The organism is Streptomyces sp. NPDC127119 (assembly GCF_042677425.1).
Classification (GTDB): Bacteria; Actinomycetota; Actinomycetes; order Streptomycetales; family Streptomycetaceae; genus Streptomyces.
Genome location: NZ_JBHXTO010000293.1, coordinates 1 through 2,933, shown reverse-complemented (window position 1 = coordinate 2,933; position 2,933 = coordinate 1). Strand labels below are relative to the sequence as shown.

Below are 2,933 nucleotides of genomic sequence, written 5' to 3'. Positions count from 1 at the left end.
GCGGTCACGCTGCTGTCGGCCGTGGGCCAGCTGCATGTCAGCGGTGCTTCTCCCGACTGGGCCGCGGTCTTCGCCGGCCGCGGAGCCCACCGCGTTGACCTGCCCACCTACCCCTTCCAGCGGCAGTCGTTCTGGGTGGAGTCGGGGCGCGGGCCGGATGAGTCGGGCCATCCACTGCTCGACGGTGTGGTGACGGTCGCGGGCGCGGACCAGGTGGTGCTGTCGGGTCGTCTGTCGGTGGGTACGCAACCGTGGCTCGCCGATCACGTCGTGGCGGAGGCGATCGTCTTCCCCGGTGCCGGCTATGTGGAGTTGGCGGTCCGCGCGGGCGACGAGGTGGGCTGCGGCCGTGTCGAGGAGCTGACGATCGAGGCCCCGCTCGTGCTGGACCGGCGGTCTGCGACAGCCATTCAACTGGTCGTCGGGGCCGACGACGGATCGGGTCGCCGGTCCGTCGAGGTCTACGCCCGTACCGAGAACGAGTTGTACGCGGCTTGGGAGCGGCATGCGGCCGGAACGCTGGCCGCGGGGACCGAGTCCCTGGCGGCGGACCTGACCCAGTGGCCGCCGCCGGGAGCGGTACCCGTGGACGTGACGGATCTGTACACGGGTCTGGCCGAAGCCGGAGTGCAGTACGGTCCGGTCTTCCAGGGGTTGAAGGCGGCTTGGCGGCTCGGTGATGAGGTGTTTGCCGAGGTGGCGTTGTCGGGGGCGGTGGATCGGTTCGGTCTGCATCCTGCGCTGTTGGATTCGGCTCTGCATGCGATTCCGTTGTTGTTGGACGGGGATCGTGTGGTGTTGCCGTTCTCGTGGGCGGGTGTGGAGCTGCATGCTTCCGGCGCTGACACGTTGCGGGTGCGGGTGGTGTCGACGGGGCCGGATCAGGTGCGGCTGGATGCGGCGGACGGTTCGGGCCGGCCGGTGGTGTCCGTGGGCGCCCTGACTTTGCGTGAGCTGTCCGCGCAGTCGCTGGCGCGGGTCGATTCGTTGTATCGGGTGGAGTGGACGCCGGTTGCCTCGGCCGGTGGTGTGGTCGACGGCGCGAAGGTGTGGCGTGCCGAGGGTGAGGGTGTGCTGTCCGCGTTGGGTTCCCTGCTGGAGGTGCTGCAGTCGCAGAGCGGCGCGCTGGTGGTGGTGACGCGGGGTGCGGTGTCGGTGGCGGGTGAGGATGTCACCGATCTCACCGGGGCTGCGGTGTGGGGTCTGGCACGCAGTGCGCAGTCGGAGGATCCGGGGCGTGTTGTCCTGGTGGATCTTCCGGGTGGTGTTGATGCCGCGGAGATCGAGGCGGGTGTCGGGCTGGCTCTGGCGACCGGGGAGCCGCAGGTGGCGGTCCGGGACGGGAAGTGTCTCGTGCCACGCCTTCGACCGGTGACGGGCACAGGTGCGAGTACGGGAACTGGTTCCGGGCCGGTGCCGTCGTCGGTGTTCGGTGACTCGGTCTTGGTGACGGGTGCTTCGGGTGCGTTGGGTGGGTTGGTGGCCCGGCATCTGGTGACGCGGCACGGAGTGGAGCGGTTGTTGTTGGTGAGCCGGCGGGGTGCGGATGCGCCTGGTGCCGCTGAGTTGGCCGCGGAACTGACCGGTCTGGGTGCGCGGGTTGAGCTGGCGGCGTGTGATGTCGGGGATCGTGAGGCGCTGGCGGGTGTGTTGGAGGGGCGCTCGCTGAGTGGTGTCGTGCATGCGGCGGGTGTGCTGGATGACGGGTTGATCGGTTCGTTGACGCCGGAGCGGTTGGAGCGGGTGCTGCGTCCCAAGGCGGATGCCGCCTGGTATCTGCATGAGTTGACGCGTGGGATGGATCTGTCGGCGTTCGTCCTGTTCTCCTCCGTCGCGGGGGTGCTGGGCGGGCCCGGTCAGGGCAACTACGCGGCTGCCAACGCCTTCCTCGACGGGCTCGCCGCGCACCGGCGGGCCCAGGGCCTGGCGGCGCAGTCGTTGGCCTGGGGTCTGTGGGCGACCGAAGCAGGCATGGGCGGCGAGCTGGTCGAGGGCGACCGGGATCGGCTGAACCGGGCCGGCATGGTGGGCCTGACCCCCGACCAGGGCATCGGGCTCTTCGACGTGGCCGGTGCGTCGGCCGCGCCGGTGCTGGTCCCCGTCAACCTCGATGCCAGGACACTGGAGGCCAATGAGCTGCCGCCGCTGCTGCGCGGCCTGGTACGCGGTGCCTCGACCCGGCGTGCGGTGTCGGACCACGACGCGGGCGGCGCCGAGGCGCTGCGGCACCAGCTGGTCGGATTGTCCGCGGACGAACGCCACGAGGCACTGCTGACGCTCGTACGTACCCACGCGGCGGCCGTACTGGGACACGCGGGACCGGAGGCCGTCGAGTCCGAACGGGCCTTCAAGGACCTCGGGTTCGACTCGCTCGGTGCGGTGGAGTTCCGTAACACGCTGAACTCCGTCACGGGCCTGCGGCTGCCGCCCACTCTGATCTTCGACTACCCGAACGCCCGGGTCCTGGCCGAGCACCTCGTCGACGAAGTGGCACCGGACGAGGGAGACGGCAGCGCGGGCGATCACGAGGAGAGGATCCGTCGCCTGCTCGGGACGATCCCGCTCACCCGGCTCCGTGACGCGGGGCTGATGGACACCCTGCTCGAACTCGCGGGCGCCGCTCGCGCCACCACGGCCGAACCCGAGCCGGAGCAGGACTCGATCGACGAGATGGACACCGAAGCCCTGATCAGCATGGCCCTGCAAGACACCGAGCTCGACGACGCCGCGCGACAAGCCTGAGGACACCATGCCCGACACCGACCAGAAGCTCGTGGCGGCGCTGCGCGCGTCGCTCAAAGAGACCGAGAACCTCCGCACGCGTAACCGTGCCTTGCAGGCCGCTGCGGATGAGCCGATCGCGATCGTGGCGGCGAGTTGCCGTTATCCCGGTGCTGCTTCGCCGGAGGAGTTGTGGCGGCTGGTGGCCGAGG

General features: G+C 70.1%; 2 protein-coding genes. Both read left to right on the top strand.

The annotated features are described in order from the left end of the window. Positions 1–2,742: type I polyketide synthase (locus tag ACFVH5_RS44195; protein WP_385839338.1), on the top strand; the 2,742-nt coding region annotated here is incomplete at its 5' end. Between the two features lie 7 nt (positions 2,743–2,749). Continuing rightward, positions 2,750–2,933 (top strand): polyketide synthase docking domain-containing protein (locus ACFVH5_RS44190; protein ID WP_385839337.1); only part of this gene is annotated, 184 nt, incomplete at its 3' end.